This is a genomic window from Sulfitobacter sp. 1A12157 (assembly GCF_043557345.1).
Taxonomy (GTDB): domain Bacteria; phylum Pseudomonadota; class Alphaproteobacteria; order Rhodobacterales; family Rhodobacteraceae; genus Sulfitobacter.
The window spans coordinates 1-15,357 of record NZ_JBIFFV010000009.1 but is presented as its reverse complement, the minus strand read 5'-3'; the positions used below and the strand labels follow the sequence as shown (position 1 = coordinate 15,357).

Sequence of the window (15,357 nt, the reverse complement as noted above, 5' to 3'; positions counted from 1 at the left end):
ATCAATCCTTATGGGTTTGCTGTGTCAAAGTGGGGGAGGGCTGCGCCATGGTCTGCACCAGCGCATCCATCTGCCGCGTGAGCAGCCAAGCGTCGCCCGCGATGGCGACGAATTCGATACCCTCGTCGAAATACCGTTGCGCAAGATCGGCACCATAGCCGAGGATGCCCGCAGGCAGCCCGGCGGCATGGATCGCCGCGACCGCTTCGCGGATTTTCTCTTGGACATCGGGGTGCATCGGGTTGCCGGTATGGCCCATCGCGGAGGAGAGATCCCCCGGTCCGATAAAGATCGCATCGACCCCCGGCACGGCGGCGATGGCGGGGATTTCGGCCACCGCTTCGGAGGTTTCGACCTGCACGATCACGCATTGCGCCTCTGCATAGGTGCTCAGGTAATCGGTTTGCCGCGCGTAGTCATTGGCGCGGATCGTGGCCGAGATGCCGCGCAGCCCTTCGGGCGGGTAACGGGTCCATGATACGGCTTGGCGTGCGGCCTCGGCCGTCTGGATCATCGGAAACATCAGGTTGCGCACGCCGATATCCAGCAGCCGCTTGGTCATCGTCTGGTCCGAGGATGGCATGCGCACGATCATCTGCGCATCGGGATTGGCGCTGCCTGCCGCGCGCAGATGGTCGGTGATTTGGCTCAGGTCGTTGGGCGCATGCTCCATATCGAGCAGCAGCCAGTCGATGCCGCTGCCTGCCGCAATCTCTGTCACTGTGGGAGAGCAGAGCGAGAGCCAAAAGCCCGACAGGCGGCTGCCGGGGTGGAGCGTGTGTTTCAGTGGTTTTCCCGACATTTTCGCGGCTCCTCCCTCAAATGGTATCGACAATTGGGGTGATACGGTAATATATCAGTTCGGGCAAGATGTGTTTTCCAACCTTTTTGCGATGATGTTTTAGCTGGCGAGGAATCCATGACCGAGACCAAGAAAACCGCCGATCAGCTGCGCAGCGCGCGCTGGTTCGCCCCCGACGATCTGCGCAGCTTTGGCCATCGGTCGCGTATGATGCAGATGGGGCTCGGCCCCGAGGATTGGGAGGGCCGCCCGGTGATCGGCATCCTGAACACTTGGTCCGAGATGAACCCCTGCCACCTTCATTTCCGCGACCGCGCGGAGGACGTGAAGAAGGGAATCGCGCAGGCCGGGGGGCTGGGGCTTGAGATCCCGACGATCTCGATCGACGAGAGTTTCACCAAGCCGACTTCGATGCTCTACCGCAATATGATCGCGATGGAGACCGAAGAGACGATCCGCTCGCATCCGCTTGACGGAGTAGTCCTCATGGGCGGCTGTGACAAATCCACGCCGGGGCTGACCATGGGCGCGATCAGCGCGGGCGTGCCGTTCATCTTCTTGCCCGCAGGCCCGATGCTGCGCGGCAATTACGCGGGCCGGGCGCTTGGCTCTGGCTCGGACGCCTGGAAGTTCTGGGACGAGCGCCGCGCGGGCACGATCTCGGCCGAGGAATGGGTCGGCGTCGAAGGCGGCATCGCGCGGTCCTACGGCCATTGCATGACGATGGGCACCGCCTCCACCATGACCGCGATTGCCGAGGCGATGGGGCTGACCCTGCCGGGGGCGACCTCGATTCCCGCTGCGGATGCGGGGCACAAACGGATGAGCGCCTCTTGTGGGCGGCGCATCGTCGATATGGTTTGGGAAGACCTGACGCCGGACAAGATCATCACCCCCGCCGCCGTGCAGAACGCGGCGACCGTGGCGATGGCGACGGGCTGTTCGACCAATGCGGTGGTGCACCTGCTTGCAATGGCACGCCGCGCCGGGGTGGCGCTGGAGTTGAGCGATCTCGACGCTCTGGGCCGCAGCACGCCGCTGATCGCCAATATCCGCCCCTTGGGCAGCAGCGAATATCTGATGGAGGATTTCTATTTCGCGGGCGGGCTGCGGGCGCTGATGGACCAGTTGGGCGACAAGCTCGACCGGTCGGCCATCACCTGCACCGGCAAACCGCTGGAGGAGGGGATCGCGAATGCGCCTGTCTATAATAACGACGTGATCCGGCCCCTGTCGAACCCGGTCTATAAGGAAGGCTCGCTTGCCGTGCTCAAGGGCAACCTTTGCCCCAATGGCGCGGTGATCAAACCGGCGGCCTGCGATCCGAAGTTTCACCACCACGAAGGCCCGGCGCTGGTCTTTGACAGCTACCCCGAGATGAAGGCCGCCATCGACGACGAAAACCTCGATGTGACGCCCGACCATGTGCTGGTGCTGCGCAACGCAGGTCCGCAGGGCGGGCCGGGGATGCCGGAATGGGGGATGCTGCCGATGCCCAAGGCGCTGCTGAAACAGGGGCACCGCGACATGTTGCGGATCTCGGATGCGCGGATGTCGGGCACCTCTTACGGCGCTTGCATCCTTCATGTCGCACCTGAATCTTTCGTGGGCGGGCCGCTGGCGTTGCTGAAGACGGGCGACATCGTGCGGATGGATCTTGAGGCGCGGACCCTCGACATGCTGGTGGATGAGGACGAACTCGCCGCCCGCCGCGCCGCGTGGCAGGCGCCCGAGCCGCGGTTCGAGCGGGGCTGGGGCTACATGTTCCAGCGCCATGTGGGGCAGGCCAATCAGGGTTGCGACTTTGACTATCTCACCGCGGCCTTTGGCCAAGCGGCGGGTGAACCGGATATTTTTTGAGAGGGCGGGCAATGACACATAATCTATCCAAAGCGCTCACTGGCATCTCGGGCATCCTCGTGACGCCCTATGACGAGGCTGGAGAGATCGCGCCGGGCAAGCTGGCGCCGATCATTGACCGCGCCCTCGCTGCCGGGGTGCATATCCCGGTGGTGAACGGCAATACCGGCGAATATTACGCGCTGACCAATGATGAGGCCTGCACCATGGTGCGCGAGGTGGCGCAGATGGTCGACGGGCGCGCGCCCTTGCTTGCGGGTGTCGGGCGCGGCATTCGCGATGCCTGCGCGCTGGCCAAGGCAAGCGCCGAGGCGGGGGCGGATGCGCTGATGATCCACCAACCGCCCGATCCCTTCGTCTCGCCGCGTGGCACGGTCGATTATGTGCGCGCGGTGCGGGATGCCTCGGGCGGGCTGCCGGTGATGCTGTACCTGCGCAATGATGCGATGGGGCCCGAGGGCATCGCGCGTCTGTGCGAAGTCGAGGGGGTGAAGGGCGTCAAATGGGCCACGCCGAACCCCTTGAACCTTGCCCGCGCGATTGAAGCTGCGCCGAAAGACATCGTCTGGGTCGGCGGTCTGGCCGAGGTCTGGGCGCCGCCGCTCTATGCCGTGGGGGCGCGGGGCTTCACCTCGGGTCTTATCAACGTCTGGCCCGAGCGGTCGGTCGCCATCCACGCGGCACTCGACGCGGGCGACTACGGCGAAGCGAACCGTCTCATCGCGGGGATGCGCGCCTTTGAGGACATCCGCGCGGAAGAGCAAAATGGCACCAATGTCACCGGCGTCAAAGCCGCCCTCATGGCCATCGGACAGGATTGCGGCCCCACGCGCCCGCCTTCCGCATGGCCATTGACGGAGAAACAGCAGGCGGTGCTGGATCAATTCGTGAAAGACAACCAACTGAAGGGAGAGGCCGCATGAGCCCCGAACTACGCGAGAAACTGCAAGCGGTCTCGGTCGCGACACTGGCGACGGCGCTGTACAAACGCGGGCTGCGCAATCAGGTGGTACAGGGCGTCGGCCCGGTGGCCGCGAAGGGGCGCAACATGGTCGGCCCCGCCTTTACCCTGCGCTATATGCCCGCCCGCGAAGACCGCAACCAACTGGTCGAATTCCGCAACCCCGAGCATCCGCAGCGCGTCGCGATCGAGACCTGCCCCGAGGGCCATGTGTTGGTGATGGACAGCCGCAAGGATGCCCGCGCCGCCAGCGCCGGTGACATCCTGATCACCCGGCTGATGATGCGCGGCGCGGCGGGCGTGGTGACTGATGGCGGTTTGCGCGATGCGGCGACCATCGGCGCTCTGGAAATCCCCGCCTATCACGCGCGCCCCTCCAGCCCCACAAACCTGACGCTGCATGAGGCGATCGAGATCAACTGCCCCGTGGGCTGCGGCGATGCCCCGGTCTTTCCCGGAGATATCGTGGTGGGCGACGACGACTGCGTGATCATCATCCCCGCGGATATCGCCAAAGAGGTGGCCGAAGAGGCCGTCGAGATGACCGCCTATGAGGATTTCGTGATCGAGCAGGTCAAGGACGGCGCGGGGATCATCGGGCTCTACCCCGGCACCCAGCAAGAGAACCTCGATAAGTTCGACGCGTGGCGCAAGGCCAACAACCGCTGAGTCAGGGCTTTTCCGGGGTGAAATACTCCGGGAAAGCCGCCCGTTTCTCGGTCATCCGGTCGACGGTGCGTTGCAGGTGCACGCGCAGCGCCTCCATCGCCGCAGGCGCATCGCCCGCTTCGATCCCGTCGAGGATGCGACTGTGCCCGCCGATCACGTCCTTGTTATTCAGAATGTGCCCCGCCTCGTCAATGTCGTCCAGATGCAGGCGGCGCAGGCGTTCCAGATGGCCTGCATGGCTGCGCATGATGCGCTGGCTTTGCACATGGCCCGCCGCCACGAAGAGGGTCTGGTGAAACACTTCGTCCAACTCCTGAAAGGTCGGCACATCGCCGGGCTGGTCCGAAATGCTGCTTTGCAAAGCGACGATGCTGCGCAGTCGGGTCAGGGCCTCGGGCGCGATTTCGGCGGCCAAACGGCGCACGACTTCGGTCTCAAGCGCGATGCGCATGAACTGCGCCTCTCGGATCGCCGACATGTCGATCGGCGTGACCAACGTGCGCGATTGTGGGTAGATCTTGACCAGCCCCTCTTTCGCCAGCTGTTGCAGCGCATCGCGCAGCGGCGTCAGGCTGACGCCATGGGTTTCGGCCAGTTCGGCGCGCAAAAGCGGCGTGCCGGGCGGCAGGTCGAGCCTCACGATCTGATCGCGCAGCGTGGCGTAGACCCCGCGCCCCGTCGGCCCGCCCTCGAACAGTCCCAAGTCGGCCCCACCGCCAAGGATGCTTTTGGCAAGGGTCTGTGCGCTCTGCGCGGCGGGTTTCTTCGATGAGGTCATGCGGGCTCTTCCATAGCTGTTAAATCTAATATATCAGTTAATGACATCTTACCGAAGCGGTTTTTTCGACACCCAAGGGAGGGGGAGCATCCGATGGACAGCCAGACCATGCAAGAGGACAGAGACGCAAAGGTGATGTTGCTGTCACCGACGGATAACGTGGTCGTGGCAACCGCGGCGGTTCCCCGTGGCGCGGTATTGCCGCAAGACGGGTCGCGTGCCAACCACGATACGCCCCAAGGTCACAAGATCGCGATCCGCCCGATCCAGCGCGGCGCACCGATCCTGAAATTCGACACGGTGATCGGCTATGCGGCAGAAGAGATCGCCGCAGGCGACTGGTTGCACAGCCATAACATCAAGTTCGACGCGGTCGACAAAGACTATGCCTTTGCCCGCGATTACACCCCCACCGAGTTGCTGCCACCGCAAGAGCGCGCCCAGTTCATGGGCATCCGCCGCGCGAATGGCCGGGTGGGCACGCGCAACTATATCGGGCTTTTCGTCACGGTGAATTGCTCGGCCACCGTGGCGCGCAAAATCGCCAATTACTTTGACGAAGAGCGGATGGAGGCATGGGAGAATGTCGACGGGGTGATCCCCTTTATCCACGAATCCGGTTGCGGGATGGAGCTCACGGGTGAGCCGATGGACTTGCTGCGCCGCACGCTCTCGGGCTATATCCGCCACCCCAATCTGGCCGGCGCCGTGGTCTTGTCGCTGGGTTGCGAGCGCAACAACCTCGCCCAGTTCTTTGAAGAGGAGGGGCTGGCCGAAGGCAAGATGCTGCGCTGCGTTACCATGCAGCATGTCGGCGGCACGGCCCGCGCCATCGCCGAAGGCAAGGAGGCGGTGCGCGAGATGTTGGATCAGGCCAATGCCGTGCAGCGTGAGCCCTGTTCGGCGGAACATATCACCATCGGGATGCAATGCGGCGGGTCGGACGGGCTTTCGGGGCTTTCGGCCAACCCCGGCCTTGGCATGGCGGCGGATATCCTTGTGCGCAACGGCGGTACGGCGATCCTGTCGGAAACGCCCGAGATTTTTGGCGTCGAACACCTGCTGACCCGCCGCGCCCGTAGCGAGGAGGTGGGCCGCAAACTGGTCGAACGCATGGATTGGTGGTTGGACTATACCAAGGGCCGCGACACGCAGATCAACGGCGTGGTCAGCCCCGGCAATCAGGCGGGTGGGCTGGCGAATGTGCTGGAAAAATCGCTCGGCGGGGCCAAGAAAAGCGGCAGCACGGGGCTGATGGAGGTCTACCGCTATGCCGAACCCGTGACGCAAAAGGGGCTGGTCTTCATGGATACGCCCGGCTTCGATCCCGTCTCGGCCACCGGGCAGATCGCGGGGGGTGCAAACCTGATCTGCTTTACCACCGGGCGCGGGTCTTGCTTTGGCTCCTACCCCTCGCCGACGATCAAACTCGCCTCCAACACGCCGATGTTCACCAAGATGCAGGATGACATGGACATCAACTGCGGCACCGTGATCGACGGCGAGCAGAGTCTAGAAGAACTGGGCCAAGCGATCTTCGAGCGCATCCTCGCCATCGCCTCGGGGGAGCCGAGCAAATCCGAAGCGCTCGGCGTGGGCGAAGAGGAATTCGCGCCTTGGCCGATTGGGGTCACGGGGTAACGATGTCGAAGGGGACAGCGCAGATGAAACCGAACTATGTAAAACTGGTCGAGGATACGCCGCTGCCGCGCATGGCGCTTTGCCGTCAGACCTTTGCCGCGACCCGCATCGACGACCCGCGCGCCGCCGTGGCAGAGGCGATGCAGGCCGATTGCGCGGGCAAGATCAAGCCGGGCATGTCCATCGCGATCACCGCAGGCAGCCGCGGGCTGGCGAAGCTGCCGGAACTGCTGGCCGCCATCGTGGCCGAGGTCCGCGCGCGCGGGGCGCATCCCTTCGTCGTGCCCGCCATGGGCAGCCACGGCGGCGCCACCGCAGAGGGGCAGACCGCGCTTCTGGCGAAACTGGGCGTGACCGAAGAGAGCCTTGGTTGCGAAATCCGCTCTTCGATGGAAACCGATGAGATCGGCGTGCTCGATAACGGCATGTCGGTGAGGATGGACCGCCACGCCAATGCCGCCGATGGGATCATCCTGTTCAACCGGATCAAGCCGCATACCTCTTTCCGCGCGCCGAACGAAAGCGGGCTGGCCAAGATGCTCTCGATCGGGTTGGGCAAGCAATCGGGGGCCGAGACTTGCCATTCGCGCGGGATTGATAACGTCGGCATCTTCGTGGCCAAAATGGCGCGGATGAAGCTGGCACGCTGCAAGGTGCTGTTTGGCATCGGCACGATTGAGAATGCCTATGACGAACTCTCGCAGGTGGTCGCGCTCGACAGTGACGGGATGCTGGAGGCCGAAGCGCCCTATCTGCAAGACGCGATGCGCAACATGCCCCGCCTGCCGCTTGGGCCGCTGGATGCGCCTTCGGCTTCGGGCGATCTGGACGTGCTGGTGGTGGATGAGATCGGCAAGGAGTTCTCCGGCACCGGGATGGACCCCAATATCACCCATCGCTTTTCGAGCGAGAAGATGCAGGTGCATCTGCATATCTCACGGCTGGTGGCGCTTGGCCTTTCACCGCGCAGCAACGGCAATGGCAACGGCGCGGCCCGGGCGGATGTGATCACGCAGCGGTTGGAGCAGGATTTCGACCGCGAGGCGGTCTATGCCAATGCCATCACCTCGCAGGTTTTGAAACAAGCGAAAATCCCGATGGTCATGCCCTGCGACCGCACCGCGATTCAGACGGCGGTCAAGACCTGCGGGGCCGAGGGTATCACCAAGGTTCGGCTGCTGCGCATCCCCAATACGCTGAAACTCGAGTATCTTTATGCCTCCGAGGCGCTGTTGCCAGAACTGCGCGACCGTCCGGGGCTTGAGGTGGTGGGCGATCTGCAAGAAATGCAGTTCGACGACGGCCTGCTGCGCAACCCTTGGCCGGAGGGGCATTGATGCGGGGGCAGGGGCTTCATCTACACCTCGACCCCGTAGGCGGGGCGGCGGGGGATATGTTCATCGCGGCAATGCTGCATGCCTTCCCCGATCTGGCCGAGCGCGCCTTGGCCGATGTCGCCGCCGTGCTCCCCGCCGAAGTGGGCCATGCGGAACTGAGCGAACATGTCGCCTCGGGCATTACCTCGCGGCGGTTTGAACTGGTGCTGACAGCACCCGACGCCGGCAGGCGGCACGGGGCCGAGACGACCTATCGCGCCATGCGTGACTTGCTAGAGAACGCGCCGCTGTACGAGGGCACGGCGGAGGCCGCCTGCGCGATCCTCCACCGGATTGCCGAGGCCGAAGCGCAGGTGCATGACATCCCTATCGACCGGGTGCATTTTCACGAGATCGCGGATTGGGACGCGCTGATGGATGTGACCGCCGCGGGCAGCATCTGCGCCGCGTTGGCGGGGGCGACCGTCTCGCTCGCGCCGCTGCCTCTTGGCGGCGGGCTGGTCGAGACGGCGCATGGCAAACTGCCGGTGCCCGCGCCCGCCACGGCGCTGATCTTGCAAGGCTATGACTGGCATGACGACGGTGTGCCGGGCGAGCGGGTGACACCCACGGGGGCCGCGATCCTTGCCCATCTCACCGGCGGTGGCCCCATCGCCAGCCGCCCACCGGGGCGGCTGCGCTGTACTGGCTCGGGCGCGGGGATGCGGGTGATGAAAGGGCTGCCGAATATCCTGCGGGTCAGCGTCTTTGACACCGCCAAGGCTGGCATCGCGCAGGACAGTCTTGTGCAATTCGCCTGCGATATCGATGACATGACGGGCGAAGAACTGGGCGCGGCGGTGGACCGGCTGCGCGCCATGGTGGGTGTGGTCGATCTCATGATGCTCAGCGGGCAGGGCAAGAAATCCCGCCCCGTCACGCGGCTGGAATTGCTGGTGCAGCCGCAAGAGGCTGAGGCGGTCGCGGCGCGGGTCTTTGATCTGACCTCGACCCTCGGCCTCCGCCGCACTTTGGTCGACCGGTTGATCCTCCCCCGGGAAAACGATGACAGCGGCCCGCTTCGGCGCAAACGTGCGATGCGCCCGGCCGGGCATGAGACGATCAAGGTCGAAAGCGACGATCTGGCCGAGGCCGAGACCCTGCACGCCCGCCGCAGCCGCGCCCGCGCGGCGGAGGGGTAGGGTGGGTCGGTGATCTAACTTGCTTATCACCGGCGCGCGTGTGAAAACCCTCTGACGTCAGTTCAGGGGGCCGCATGAAAACGCCACTCACCGCCACGCTGCGCCAATATGAGGTCTTCGTTGCCATCGCGGAAACGCTGCATTTCGGTCAAGCGGCAACCGCGCTCGGCGTGGCGCAACCGGCGCTGACGCAACAGCTGAAACATCTCGAAACCGCCTTTGGCGGTGAGCTTCTCTTTGACCGCAACCGCCGCCGGGTGATGCTGACCGACTTCGGCAAGGCGCTGCTGCCCGAGGCCCGCGCGCTGCTGCAACAGGCCCGCCGGGTGGAAGCGCTGGCCGAAGCGGCGCGCAGCGGCCAGCGCGGGCGGATCGAATTGGCCTATGTCGGCTCGGCCTCCTACGCGGGGATTCTCGGGCGGCTCCTGCGCGAATTGCGCGCGGGCGCGGCAGAGGTGGATCTGATCCTGCGGGAGTTGGATATGGACCTGCAAATCGCCGAGATCGTGGCGGGCAGGCTCGACGCGGGCTTCGTGCGGCTGCCGCTTTCCGGCGTGCCGGAGGATTTGGCCACCCGCACGGTTCATACCGAGGATATCCTGCTGGCCGTGCCGCCTGACCATCGCCTTGCCGAGGTGCCTTCGGTCGCCATGGCGGCGCTGCGCGAGGAGAGTTTCATCTTCAGCCACCTTGGCCCCGACATGGGCTTTGCCGCCTGCGCCTATCAACTCTGCGCCGATGCCGGTTTCGCCCCCCGCGTGGCCCATCGTGCGCCGCAGTTCACCGCCATCGTGAATTTCGTCTCGGCGGGTCTGGGGGTGGCATTCGTCCCCGCCTCCGCCGCGCGGATGAAGGATGCGGGCGTGTCCTTCCTGCCAATCCGCGACGCCAAGGTGCAAAGCCGGATCGGGCTGGCCTATCTGCGCGATGCGCGCAATCCGGTCCTGCGTCGGCTGCTTGCGGCCCTCGCGCCCGGGGGCTGATTACCCGACCGCCGTGCCGCCACAGACAAAGACCGTCTGCCCGGTGATAAAGCTGCTGCGCGGATCGGCAAAGAAGGACACCGCCTGCGCCACATCTTGCGGCGTTCCCATCCGGCCAACCGGCACCGCATCGACGATGGCACGGGTTTCCGGCGCGTCTTCGGGGTTGTTCTCCCAAAAGGCGGTGGTGGCGATGGGGCCGGGGGCGACGCAGTTCACGGTGATCCCGTCACGCGCCAGTTCCAGCGCCCAAGTCCGCGCCATCGACTGGATCGCGCCCTTGGTCGCGGAATAGAGCGTACGGTCGATCTTGCCCTTGGTCACGCGGCTGGTGTTCATCACGATCCGGCCACCGCCCCCCGCGCGCATGCCCGGCACGACCAGTTTCGCCGCCAGAATGCTGGGCCGCAGGTTCAGATGCATGATGGGGTCGAAATCGTCGAGGGCGACAGCGTCGAAAGATGCGGGTTTCACGATGCCGACGTTATTGACCAGACAGGTGACCGGCCCTTGCGCGAGGATCTGTTGGAGCGCCGCCGTGGTCGCCGCGATGTCCGTCAGATCCACCCGCTCCGCATCCGCCCGAAGCGCGGGGTCTTCGGGCTCTTCGATATCCAACACAAAAACACGCCAACCGTCCTCGCGCAGCCTGCGCGCGATGCCAAGGCCGATGTTGCGCGCGCCGCCGGTGACGAGCGCATGGCGCGGAGAGAGGTCTTGGGTCACGGGGCGGCATCCTTTTTTCTATTCGCTGTTTACTTATCACCGTGCACTGGTGATAAGTAAACAGCTGATATCCGGGAGGGGGATCATATGGCCAAAGGCATCATCATCGTGGGGGCGGGCACGATGGGCCAATCCATCGGCAGGCTCTTTGGTCAGCACGGTTGGACGGTCCAAGCGGTCGACCCGACCAAGGCCGCGCGGGAGGCATTTTTGGCCACGGTTCCGGGGGCGACCGCCTGCGCCGCGTTGGAGGAGGCAGGGCAGGCCGATCTCGCATTGGAATGCGTGCCGGAAGACCTCGCGCTCAAGCGCCACGTCCTTGCCGCTTTGGAGGGGGCCGTGCCGGAGGGCGCGCCGATCTTGTCGAACACCTCTGGCCTGAGGTTGGAAGAGATGACGGCGGATATGGCCCGGCCCGAACGCGCCGTGATCACGCATTTCTTCAACCCCGGCGATGTGATCCCCGCCGTCGAAGTCGTCGCCAGCCCGGACGCGCCCGAGGGGCTTTGCGCCGAGGTCATGACCCTGCTGCGCGGGTTGGACCGGCGGCCCGTGCGGCTGGATCACGCGCCGCCCGGTTTCGTGGCCAATCGCATTCAACATGCCATCATGCGCGAATGCCTGCATCTGGTGGACCAAGGGGTTGCCAGCCCGGCGGAGATCGACGAGATCGTGCAATGGTCCGTCGGCGTGCGCATGGCGCTTTCCGGCCCCTTCCGCCAGCGCGACCTGAACGGGCTGGGCACCCATCTGAGCATCGCCGAATACCTCTACCCGGACCTTTGCGACCGGCATGATCCCTCTCCCAGCCTCACCGCTTTGGTCGAGCGGGGGCATCTTGGCAAACGCAGCGGCAAGGGTTTCTACGACTGGCCCGAGGAAGGCGATAGCACGGCGGCGGAAGCCGCGCTGCGCCATGTCATCGCCCTTGCCCGCGACAGCGCCGATTGATTTTCCAGAAAGCCGAGGACACCCATGACCGATAACCCAGCCATCATCTGCGTGGCCATCACCGGATCGCTGCCGACCAAGGCCGACAACCCGGTGGTGCCGATCGACATCAGCGAACAGATCGAAAGCACCCATGCCGCCTTTGAGGCCGGGGCGACGATCTGCCATGCCCATGTGCGCACCGCCGATGGCACCCCCACGGCGGACTCCGACCGTTTTGCGCGGCTGCAAGAGGGGCTGCGTGACCACTGCCCCGGCATGATCGTGCAATTCTCTACCGGCGGGCGTTCGGGCGCGGGGCGGAACCGGGGCGGGATGCTGCCGCTGCGGCCCGACATGGCCTCGCTTTCGGTGGGCTCGAACAACTTTCCCAACCGCGTCTATGAGAACCCGCCCGAGCTTGTCGATTGGCTGGCAGGCGAGATGATGACCTATAGCGTGCTGCCCGAGATCGAGGTCTTTGATCTCAGCCACATTCTACAGGCCAAGGCGATGGCCGAGGCGGGCAAGATCCCGGCACGGCCCTATATCCAATTCGTCATGGGCGTGAAAAACGCCATGCCAGCGGATCGGGAGGTTTTTGATTTCTATATCAAAACCGTCAAACGGCTGTTCGGCGATATCCCTTGGTGCGCCGCCGGGATCGGGCGGCATCAGGCCGAGCTGAACGCGTGGTGCGCCGCCGCGGGGGGCCATCTGCGCACGGGGCTGGAGGATAATATCCGGCTGGACAAACAGACCCTCGCCCCCTCCAATGCCGCCCTCGTGACCCGCGCGGCCGAGATTTGCGCCCAAGCCGGTCGCCCCGTCGCCACCCCGCAGCAGGCGCGTGAGATCCTGGGGCTGGCCTAACGGCCTCGGGGCCGCCGTCATAGATTAAGGAGATTAAGATGAAGAAACTGACAGTTGCCTTCGCCACCTTTGCCGCACCGTTGGCGGCGCATGAGGGCGCGCATGTGCATCCCCATGGCACCGATCCCTTTTGGGCGGTGGCGATGCTGTCGCTGGCGATCGTGATCCTTGCCGCGGCGGTGCTGCGCCGCAAGTAAGGCGTCAGCGCCGATCAGCCACCAAAGCCGCGCGATCCGCCCGCCCGGCCAAAGCCGCCGCGCGACGCGGCGGTGGCGCGGGTCATCGGGGTTTTGCCGATGGTGGTGCTGGGGCGGGTGAATTGCGAGGTGCTGAGCTTGGCCGCGCCGCGATTGGTCGAATAGGTGCTGGAGCGCGCGGCGTTGGTGAAGCGTCCATCGGAGGTTTTGTAAAGCGGCTGTGCCGCCGCCATGCCGGCGCGGTTGCTCATCATATTGCCGATCAGATAGCCCGCCAGCAGGGGCATAAATATGCCACCCGATCCGCCTTGGGTCGCCGCCTCTTCCGAGCCGCAGGCGCCAGCGCCATGCTGCTCTTCGCAGACCTCAAGACTGTCGTAGCGCGGGGCGGATTCCACATGGAGGGTTTGCGCCGCGTCAAAGGCGGTTTCGCATTCCTGCTCGCTGTACATCCCGCCACGGGCGGCATCGGCAAGACAGCTTTGCAGGTCGGGGAAGGCGGCGGCGTCGACCTTTTCCTCCTCGCAGCCAGCAAGGGTGAAGGCGGCGGCGCCGACGATGGCGATGGAAACCCGTTTCGAGCGTTTGGTCATGATGGTCGTCTTTCTGCCAAGAGGCGGCGGAGCGGTGGGCTATGCCAGAATGTAGTGCGGTTTGAAGCGTGACAAATCCTGCGTGATGCGCGATCGGTCTTCGCGGATGCCGATGCCCGCGCAGGTCTCGCCCACGATCCAAGAGCCGATCACCGGGCGGAAGCCGTCGAAGGTGGGCAGCGGGGCATAGGCCTGCAGGATGCGCGGATGTTCGGCGTAGTGGGCGTTTTGCGACTGTTCGATCACCTTGCCGGACTGGTGGATCGTGACCGACGCCCCCTCGCGCGAGAGGATCGGCTTGCGCACATGCGCCTCGGCCAGTTCCGCCGCCGCCCGGTCAAAGGCGTCGGCGCAGGCGGGGGCGGCAGGGCCGCGCCCGGCAAGTGCCTCGGCGACATCGGCCTCGAAAAACGCGGGCAGCAGATTGGGGTGGCCTTCGAACATCTGCCATAGCACGGGCAGAAGGCCCTTGTTTGACAAAAGCGCTTTCCACGCAGGCTCCAGAAACAGGCAGCCCGAGCCTTGGATATGGGCGGCGTAGTCGTCGCGCAGCAGGTCTTCCCAAGGGTAGAGTTTGAACAGGACGGCAATGCGGCGGTCCTGATCGTCAAGGAAATGGCCATCGTCGCTCAGCCCGATCTTGTCGAGATCGCAGTAATGCGCGCCCAGCCCCGCCTCGCGTGCGGCCCAGCCCATGGCTTCGACGGTGCCGTAGTCTTCGGGATTGTCGGCCACGGCGGTGAAATGCAGATCGCTGTCCTGCTCGAAGACATCGCCAAAACGGGCGACCAGCGCCTCATGGATGCCGTTGAACTGATCCGCGCCCGCAGGCAATACGCCCGCTTTCAACTGGTCTTCAAGCCACTGCCACTGAAAGGCCGCGCTTTCGTAGAGCGAGGTCGGTGTGTCGGCGTTATATTCCAACAGCTTGGCCGGGCGCGTGCCGTCATAGGCCAGATCGAAACGGCCATAGATCTCAGGGTCGCCCCGGCGCCAGCTTTCGGCCACGCGGTCACGGTGGGCCTCTGGAATGGCAAGCCGGGTCATCAGCTCTTCGCTGGCGATGATCTCGGCCACGGCCTCGCGGCACATGGCGTGAAGCTCGGTCGAAGGGTCTTCGATGTCATCCTCGATCTGGGTGAGCGAGAACGCATAGGCCGAGGTTTCGTCCCAATAGGGTTCGCCGTGCATATCGGCAAAGGTAAAGCCGACCTCTTGCGCATGGGCGCGCCAGTCGGGTCTTTCGGGCAATGTAATCTTTTGCAACGGTTCGCTCCCCCGGTTTCGCCCTCGCTTCTAATCGGCTTTGGGGCGAGCGGCCAGAGGGGGGCGGCGGTTGGGCGCGTCAATGTGAACTCACGCTGAAGTGCAGTTCCTGATATGTCGCTTTACTCCAACCGGTTCTGTATTTCCATCAGGTTGCTTTCAAAGACCTCAGCGGGCGTCCGGTAGCCAAGGCACTTGCGCGGCGTTGCGTTGAGGCGGTGGCAAATCGACTTCAAATATCGATTTGTCAGCGCCGTCGGTGCGGTTGATCTTGGCAGGTATCGACGCAGCCTATTGTTCGTATTTTCAACAGTGCCTTTCTGATAGGGCGCTTGCGGGTCACAGAACCAGGCATCCGCTCCGATCTCGGCCTTGAGATATTTCCAGGCCGAGAACTCGGTGCAGCGGTCGAAGGTGATCGACTGGCGCGCGTCGGCGGGCAGGGGAACCAGCCCGTTTATCAGGGACTCCATGATCGGTTTGGATTGGCGATCTTCATTACGCATCACGACGGCATAGCGGCTGACGCGCTCCACCAGTGACGTCACGTTTACCTTCCC

Annotated in this window: 16 protein-coding genes; 10 read left to right on the top strand and 6 right to left on the bottom strand. The window is 64.6% G+C overall.

The genetic code is table 11. The annotated features are described in order from the left end of the window. Window position 1: 1 nt before the first annotated feature. Window positions 2-802, bottom strand: a complete 801-nt coding sequence (locus tag ACGYLC_RS14725) for an HpcH/HpaI aldolase/citrate lyase family protein (RefSeq protein WP_394423544.1) — start codon at window positions 800-802, stop codon at window positions 2-4. Window positions 803-919: 117 nt separating this feature from the next. Here ACGYLC_RS14725 and araD point away from each other — a divergent pair, with 117 nt between their 5' ends. Genes araD through ACGYLC_RS14710 form a run of 3 tightly spaced genes read left to right on the top strand, consistent with a single transcriptional unit; the run spans window position 920 to window position 4,292 of the window. Continuing rightward, window positions 920-2,662, top strand: a complete 1,743-nt coding sequence (gene araD, locus ACGYLC_RS14720; RefSeq protein ID WP_394423543.1) for an L-arabinonate dehydratase — start codon at window positions 920-922, stop codon at window positions 2,660-2,662. An 11-nt stretch (window positions 2,663-2,673) separates the two neighbouring features. Next, window positions 2,674-3,585, top strand: coding sequence for a dihydrodipicolinate synthase family protein (locus tag ACGYLC_RS14715; protein ID WP_394423542.1), 912 nt, complete (start codon window positions 2,674-2,676; stop codon window positions 3,583-3,585). After that, window positions 3,582-4,292, top strand: coding sequence for a ribonuclease activity regulator RraA (locus ACGYLC_RS14710; protein WP_394401283.1), 711 nt, complete (start codon window positions 3,582-3,584; stop codon window positions 4,290-4,292). The genes ACGYLC_RS14715 and ACGYLC_RS14710 overlap by 4 nt, the downstream gene beginning before the upstream one ends. Window position 4,293: 1 nt before the next feature. Here the strand turns inward: ACGYLC_RS14710 and ACGYLC_RS14705 are convergent, their stop codons facing one another. Further along, window positions 4,294-5,070, bottom strand: coding sequence for a GntR family transcriptional regulator (locus tag ACGYLC_RS14705; RefSeq protein ID WP_394423541.1), 777 nt, complete (start codon window positions 5,068-5,070; stop codon window positions 4,294-4,296). A 93-nt stretch (window positions 5,071-5,163) separates the two neighbouring features. Here ACGYLC_RS14705 and ACGYLC_RS14700 point away from each other — a divergent pair, with 93 nt between their 5' ends. The 4 genes from ACGYLC_RS14700 (at window position 5,164) to ACGYLC_RS14685 (ending at window position 10,212) form a co-directional block, all read left to right on the top strand. Further along, on the top strand, window positions 5,164-6,711 hold the full coding sequence (locus ACGYLC_RS14700; RefSeq protein ID WP_394423540.1) for a UxaA family hydrolase: 1,548 nt from the start codon (window positions 5,164-5,166) through the stop codon (window positions 6,709-6,711). A gap of 23 nt (window positions 6,712-6,734) precedes the next feature. Further along, the gene (locus ACGYLC_RS14695) at window positions 6,735-8,048 is read left to right on the top strand and encodes a lactate racemase domain-containing protein (protein WP_394423538.1); all 1,314 of its coding nucleotides are present in this window, start codon (window positions 6,735-6,737) and stop codon (window positions 8,046-8,048) included. Beyond that, on the top strand, window positions 8,048-9,229 hold the full coding sequence (locus ACGYLC_RS14690; protein WP_394423537.1) for a LarC family nickel insertion protein: 1,182 nt from the start codon (window positions 8,048-8,050) through the stop codon (window positions 9,227-9,229). Before ACGYLC_RS14695 ends, ACGYLC_RS14690 begins: the two co-directional genes overlap by 1 nt. Window positions 9,230-9,303: 74 nt before the next feature. After that, window positions 9,304-10,212: a LysR family transcriptional regulator gene (locus ACGYLC_RS14685; RefSeq protein WP_394423535.1), complete on the top strand. Its 909-nt coding sequence runs from the start codon at window positions 9,304-9,306 to the stop codon at window positions 10,210-10,212. On the opposite strand, the gene ACGYLC_RS14680 is transcribed toward ACGYLC_RS14685, so the two are convergent. Further along, window positions 10,213-10,938 carry an SDR family NAD(P)-dependent oxidoreductase gene (locus tag ACGYLC_RS14680; protein WP_394423534.1) on the bottom strand — a complete coding sequence of 242 codons (726 nt, stop codon included), beginning with the start codon at window positions 10,936-10,938 and terminating at the stop codon, window positions 10,213-10,215. A gap of 87 nt (window positions 10,939-11,025) precedes the next feature. On the opposite strand from ACGYLC_RS14680, the gene ACGYLC_RS14675 reads away from it, so the two are divergent. From ACGYLC_RS14675 to ACGYLC_RS14665, 3 genes are read left to right on the top strand one after another with little or no spacing between them, the layout of a single operon-like run. Further along, window positions 11,026-11,889: a 3-hydroxyacyl-CoA dehydrogenase NAD-binding domain-containing protein gene (locus ACGYLC_RS14675; protein WP_394423532.1), complete on the top strand. Its 864-nt coding sequence runs from the start codon at window positions 11,026-11,028 to the stop codon at window positions 11,887-11,889. Window positions 11,890-11,913: 24 nt separating this feature from the next. Beyond that, on the top strand, window positions 11,914-12,741 hold the full coding sequence (locus ACGYLC_RS14670) for a 3-keto-5-aminohexanoate cleavage protein (RefSeq protein ID WP_394423531.1): 828 nt from the start codon (window positions 11,914-11,916) through the stop codon (window positions 12,739-12,741). A 38-nt stretch (window positions 12,742-12,779) separates the two neighbouring features. Continuing rightward, window positions 12,780-12,938 (top strand): peptidase M23, encoded by a 159-nt coding sequence (locus ACGYLC_RS14665; RefSeq protein ID WP_394423529.1) that lies wholly within the window; start codon window positions 12,780-12,782, stop codon window positions 12,936-12,938. A gap of 14 nt (window positions 12,939-12,952) precedes the next feature. On the opposite strand, the gene ACGYLC_RS14660 is transcribed toward ACGYLC_RS14665, so the two are convergent. The 3 genes from ACGYLC_RS14660 to ACGYLC_RS14650 all read right to left on the bottom strand — a co-directional run. Then, window positions 12,953-13,531: a DUF1190 domain-containing protein gene (locus ACGYLC_RS14660; RefSeq protein ID WP_394401306.1), complete on the bottom strand. Its 579-nt coding sequence runs from the start codon at window positions 13,529-13,531 to the stop codon at window positions 12,953-12,955. Window positions 13,532-13,570: 39 nt separating this feature from the next. After that, window positions 13,571-14,797: a glutathionylspermidine synthase family protein gene (locus ACGYLC_RS14655; RefSeq protein WP_394423527.1), complete on the bottom strand. Its 1,227-nt coding sequence runs from the start codon at window positions 14,795-14,797 to the stop codon at window positions 13,571-13,573. Window positions 14,798-14,919: 122 nt separating this feature from the next. Then, window positions 14,920-15,357, bottom strand: a 438-nt coding sequence (locus ACGYLC_RS14650; RefSeq protein ID WP_394423525.1) for an IS30 family transposase, incomplete at its 5' end; no start/stop codon positions are given.